Source organism: Saccharomonospora halophila 8 (assembly GCF_000383775.1).
Lineage (GTDB): Bacteria > Actinomycetota > Actinomycetes > Mycobacteriales > Pseudonocardiaceae > Saccharomonospora > Saccharomonospora halophila.
In genome coordinates this window covers 61,919-67,524 of the sequence record NZ_KB912565.1, presented here as the reverse complement: position 1 = coordinate 67,524, position 5,606 = coordinate 61,919, and the positions used below count along the sequence as shown (strand labels likewise).

General features: G+C 70.4%; 4 protein-coding genes. 2 read left to right on the top strand and 2 right to left on the bottom strand.

Going from position 1 to position 5,606, the window contains the following annotated elements:
* The coding region (locus SACHA_RS0114835) for an SdpI family protein (RefSeq protein ID WP_019810961.1) at positions 1-330 on the bottom strand (330 nt) is incomplete at its 3' end.
* A 276-nt stretch (positions 331-606) separates the two neighbouring features.
* Between SACHA_RS0114835 and leuS the strand changes: the two genes are divergently transcribed.
* Complete coding sequence (gene leuS / locus SACHA_RS0114830; RefSeq protein ID WP_019810960.1) at positions 607-3,456, top strand: leucine--tRNA ligase; 2,850 nt, start codon at positions 607-609, stop codon at positions 3,454-3,456.
* 127 nt (positions 3,457-3,583) lie between these two features.
* On the opposite strand, the gene SACHA_RS0114825 is transcribed toward leuS, so the two are convergent.
* Complete coding sequence (locus SACHA_RS0114825) at positions 3,584-4,333, bottom strand: TetR/AcrR family transcriptional regulator (protein ID WP_019810959.1); 750 nt, start codon at positions 4,331-4,333, stop codon at positions 3,584-3,586.
* Positions 4,334-4,810: 477 nt separating this feature from the next.
* On the opposite strand from SACHA_RS0114825, the gene SACHA_RS22355 reads away from it, so the two are divergent.
* Positions 4,811-5,606: ribokinase (locus SACHA_RS22355; RefSeq protein WP_019810958.1), on the top strand; the 796-nt coding region annotated here is incomplete at its 3' end.

Genomic DNA, 5,606 nt, shown 5'->3' with positions numbered 1-5,606 from the left:
CACGGCGGCCGCCGCACGGTGGCCGAGAAGGCCACCCCCGGCGAGCAGGACGAACACGCCCAGCACACCGACCACCGCCGCGATGAGGGCGCCCGGCGTGCCGGGCATCGCGAGTGTGGCGACACCCGCCAGCACACCGACCGCGCCGCCGACCATCGTGGGCAACCCCGCGACCCGGTTGGCCACCCGGAACGCCTCGTCACTGCGCATCGTGGCGTCGGTGCGCACGCCCGCACGGCGGGAGCGGGGCAGCTTCTCCCGCCAGCCGAGGTAACCACCCCAGCCGACGAGGACACCGAGGAGCGCGGGGATCAGGGCGAGCGCGAACACGCCGTTGAGGATACGTTCCGGTGCCGGGGCGACGGTTCCGCAGTCGGGTGCCGTCGGCCACGTCCGGCCTCCCGGCCGACGAGGGCCTTCGGCGAACACCGTGGTCGGACGGGATACCATGGGTGTCAATGACGACGCTGACCAGAGCGACGACGGTCGACCCGCTCCTTGGTTGGCCGCGCTGAGACGGGACTCCCGGACAGCGCGGCGAGACCCCTCACGCCCACGGGCTGAGGGGTCGCGTTGTCTCTGCGGCAGGACACAGGAGGATCGGCGATGACGGACGGCACGGAGACGACTCCGGCGCACCGCTACACGGCGGAGCTGGCGGAGCGGATCGAGAAGCGCTGGCAGGAGCACTGGTCCGCGCACGGGACCTACCACGCGGTGAACCCGGCCGGCCCGCTCGCCGACGACAGCGGTCCGTTGCCCTCGGACAAGCTCTTCGTGCAGGACATGTTCCCGTACCCGTCGGGTGCGGGCCTGCACGTCGGTCATCCGCTCGGATTCATCGGCACCGACGTGTTCGCCCGGTACCACCGGATGATCGGCCGCAACGTGCTGCACACGATGGGCTTCGACGCCTTCGGGCTGCCCGCCGAGCAGTACGCCGCACAGACGGGCACGCACCCCCGCACCACCACCGAGGCGAACATCGAGCGTTACCTGAGCCAGATCCAGCGGCTCGGGTTCGGCCACGACGAGCGCAGGCGGATCGCCACCACCGACGTCGAGTACTACCGGTGGACCCAGTGGATCTTCCTGCAGATCTTCAACTCCTGGTACGACACCGAACAGGACCGGGCCCGTCCGATCGCCGAGCTGGAGCGTGCCTACGCCGAGGGTGAGCGGGCCACGCCGGACGGCCGTGCCTGGAGCGAACTCTCCGAGGCCGAGCAGCGGGAAATCATCGACTCGCATCGGCTGGTGTATCTCTCGGACGCGCCGGTCAACTGGGCTCCCGGACTGGGCACGGTGGTGGCGAACGAGGAGGTCACCGCCGACGGACGCAGCGAGCGCGGCAATTTCCCGGTGTTCCGCAAGAACCTGAAGCAGTGGATGATGCGGATCACCTCTTACGCGGACCGGCTCGTCGACGACCTGGACCGGCTGGACTGGCCGGACAAGATCAAGTCGATGCAGCGGAACTGGATCGGCCGGTCGCGGGGCGCCAACGTCCGGTTCCGCGCGGGTGCGCACGCCCTCGAGGTCTTCACCACCCGCCCGGACACCCTGTTCGGTGCCACCTACATGGTGCTGGCGCCGGAACACCCGCTGGTGGACGAGCTGACCCCCGCCGAGTGGCCGGAGGGCGTGGACGGGCGCTGGACCGGTGGGGCGGCGACCCCGCCGGAGGCGATCGCCGCCTACCGGGAGCAGGCTGCCCGCAAATCCGAGCTGGACCGGCAGGAGAGCAGGGACAAGACCGGGGTGTTCACCGGGTCGTACGCCGTCAATCCGGCCAACGACGCGCGTATCCCGGTGTTCGTGGCCGACTACGTGCTGATGGGCTACGGCACCGGCGCCATCATGGCGGTGCCCGGCCAGGACCAGCGCGACTGGGACTTCGCGACGGCCTTCGGACTGGACATCGTGCGGACGGTGCGGCCGCCCGAGGACTTCGACGGGCAGGCCTACACCGCCGACGGCCCGGCGATCAACTCGTCGAACGCGGACCTCACGCTGAACGGGATGGACGTCGAGGACGCCAAGAAGACGATGATCCAATGGCTGGAGGAACACGGCCACGGCGAGGGCAGTGTGCAGTACAAGCTGCGGGACTGGCTGTTCGCGCGCCAGCGCTACTGGGGCGAGCCGTTCCCGATCGTCTACGACGAGGCCGGGACGCCGATCCCGCTGCCCGAGGACCGGCTGCCCGTCGAGCTGCCGGACGTGCCGGACTACTCGCCGACCACGTTCGATCCGGAGGACGCCGACAGCGAACCGGAGCCGCCGCTGTCCAAGGCGACCGACTGGGTCACCGTCACCCTCGACCTGGGCGACGGCCCGAAGACCTACCGCCGGGACACCAACGTGATGCCGCAGTGGGCGGGATCGTGCTGGTATCAGCTGCGCTACATCGACCCGACGAACACCGAGCGGTTCGTCGACGCGGAGAACGAGCGGTACTGGATGGGCCCGCGTCCCGCCGAGCACGGCGTGGACGATCCGGGCGGGCTGGACCTGTACATGGGCGGTGTGGAGCACGCGGTGCTGCACCTGCTGTACGCGCGGTTCTGGCACAAGGTGCTGTACGACCTGGGCCACGTCTCCTCCGAGGAGCCGTACCGCAGGCTGGTGAACCAGGGCTACATCCAGGCCTACGCCTACACCGACTCCCGTGGGTTCTACGTGCCCGCGGACGAGGTGACCGAGGAGAACGGCCGGTTCCTCCACAACGGCGAGGAGGTCACCCAGGAGTACGGCAAGATGGGCAAGAGCCTCAAGAACGTCGTCACGCCGGACGACATGGCGCGGGACTACGGCGCCGACACCTTCCGCTTCTACGAGATGGCGATGGGGCCGCTGGAGGACTCCCGCCCGTGGGCGACCAAGGACGTCGTCGGCGCACAGCGGTTCCTGCAGCGGCTGTGGCGGCTGGTCGTGGACGAGACGACCGGTGAGGTCCGGGTCGACGGGTCGGAGCTCACCGAGCAGGACCTGCGTCAGCTGCACCGCACGATCGCCGGGGTGCGGGAGGACTACGCCGAGCTGCGGTTCAACACCGCGGGCGCCAAGCTGATCGAGCTGAACAACTACGTCACCAAGACGTACGGGTCGGCGGCCGCGACGCCGCGGGCGCTGGCGGAGCCGCTGGTGCTGATGCTGGCCCCGATGTGCCCGCATCTGGCCGAGGAGCTGTGGGACCGGCTGGGCCACCCGGACTCGCTGGTGCACGGGCCGTTCCCGGTGCCGGACGAGAAGTACCTGGTCGACGAGACGGTGGAGTACCCGATCCAGGTCAACGGCAAGGTCCGTTCCCGGGTCGTGGTCGCCACCGACGCCGACCAGGAGGCGATCCGCAAGGCCGCGCTGGCCGACGAGAAGATCGCCGCACTCCTCGGCGACGCCGAACCCCGCAAGGTCATCGTCGTCCCGAACCGCCTGGTCAACATCGTGAAGTGACCCGACCCCCGCACCCGGGTGTTGCCGTGAAGGGCACTTTCGCTGCGCTCGGGGCCGTGAGGGGCACATTCCCTGCATCAGACGCAGGAAATGTGCCCCTCACGGCAACACGCCGGTGAGCACCGGGTCAGGGGAGGTCGACGTCGAGGCCGATCTCGCGGGCGAGGTCGGCGAGGACGGCGTCGAAGAGGGCGTCGGGTTTGGCGACGGGGATCGGGTAGTTGCCGAAGACCTCGAGGGTGACGTGGCCGTAGATACGCGCCCAGAACTGCATCATCAGGTAGGTGGTGCCGAGGGTGAACCGGTCGGCGGTCACGGCCAGCCCCGAGTCGGACAGTACCGACAGCAGGGAGTCGCGGTAGGCGGCGAGGTCGTCACGCAGCTCGGGCGGCACGATGTCGTCGCCGGGGGCGGCGATCCGGTGTGTGGTGAGCACCCGGCCGGCGGCGACGAGGAAGGCGTGCCCGAGCGGTTCGCTGACGTGGTTCAACGTCGCCACACTGCTCCGCCCGGTCCCGATCTCACCGGTGGGTGAGGCGAAGACCAGGGTGAACTCGTTCATGTGGGTCAGCGCCCACTGCCGGAACCCCCGGCAGATGGAGAACAACTGGCGTGGGCCGTCGCCGGGCAGGCCCGCGCTGTCCGAGGCGAGCTCGGCGCCGAGGTCGGTGACGATGTCGCGCCGCAGGTGTTCGACGAGATCGTCGCGGGAGCCGTAGTAGCGGTAGAGCGCCGGAGCCGTGAGGCCCAGTTCGCGGGCGATGGCGCGGAGAGTGACGGCTTCCGGGCCGTGTTCGACGAGCAGCGTCCGCGCGGTCCGGCGGATCTCCCGGTCGGTGGCCGCGCGTTCCCGGTTCCGCCGTGCAGGACTGCTCATCCGACGTCGTCGTCTCCCGTTTCGTCGCCGCCGCATCCGTTCGGCTCCGAGGTGAACTCGGAGAGAGTACGCGAACGGCGCTTTCCGCACTGTGAGCACGCACACACGGGTGATGGTCGGCGCGCGCGGAACGGGCCGGGCGCCGCCGGCACCGATCACTCGGGGGGCTACGTGACCGATGCCGGCGACTCGATGCCCGACCGGTGCGGTGACCGGTGGACACAGCCGCACACAGGCGGTGCTCCCAGTGAAGAGCTCTCCGTGTCGCCACGGTGACGCCTTCCACCAACTCTCACCCTAATGAGTGAAATCCACGCGAGCATCATCGGGTCTTGTTCGCGTAGTGATGAAAGCTACAAAGGATTTCACGTCCGCACAACTCGGAACGCACACGGGCGCACACCGAGTGCGAGACCCGCCGGTCCCGCCCGCCGCGGACCCCGGTGCTCTCGCCCGGTCCGTGGCAGTCTGGCGGACGTGGAAGCGCACGTGCTGGTCGTCGGTTCGGCCAACATCGATCTCGTCGTCCCGGCCCGGCGCCGTCCCGGGGCCGGGGAGACCGTGCTCGGTGGGGACACGGTGATCCATCCCGGGGGAAAGGGCGCCAACACGGCCGTCGCCGCCGCGCGCCTGGGGGCGGACGTCGCGCTGCTCGGGGCGATCGGTGCCGACGAGCACGGCCGGCGGGTGCGCACGTCCCTGGAGCGCTCCGGGGTGGACGTCTCGGCCGTCCGCCACGTCCGCGACCGCCCCACCGGAGTGGCGTACATCACAGTGACGCCGGACGGGGAGAACTCGATCCTGGTCTCCCCGGGAGCCAACGAGGCACTGCGTCCCGCCGACGTCGACGAGGCGCTCCCCGGCGCGCAGCTGATGGTGGTGTCGATGGAGATCCCCCTCGAAACCGTCGAGCACGCGCTCCGCGCGGCCGCGCGGGCGGGTGTCGGAACGGTGCTCAACCTCTCCCCCGTCACGGGTGTGAGTGGTGCGGCACTGGGCGCGGTCGACGTCCTGCTGGTCAACGAGCACGAGGCCGCGTGGCTGCTCGGTTCCGCCACGGGTGACCGGGCGCCGGGGGCGTCGGAGGAGCGCGAGACCGATCCCCGCGGACTCCTCGACCTCGGACCCCGGGCAGCCGTGGTGACCTCCGGTGCGGGCGGGGCGCTGGTGCTGACGTCCGCGGGGGACACACGGGTGCCCGCGCTCCCGGTGCGGCCGGTGGACACCACCGGGGCGGGGGACGCCTTCGCAGGTGCGCTCGCCGCCACGCTCG

Excerpts from the sequence above, each read along its gene's own strand:
- SACHA_RS0114825 (WP_019810959.1), bottom strand. The coding sequence starts at position 4,333 with ATGAGCAGTCCTGCACGGCGGAACCGGGAACGCGCGGCCACCGACCGG.
- leuS (WP_019810960.1), top strand. The coding sequence starts at position 607 with ATGACGGACGGCACGGAGACGACTCCGGCGCACCGCTACACGGCGGAG.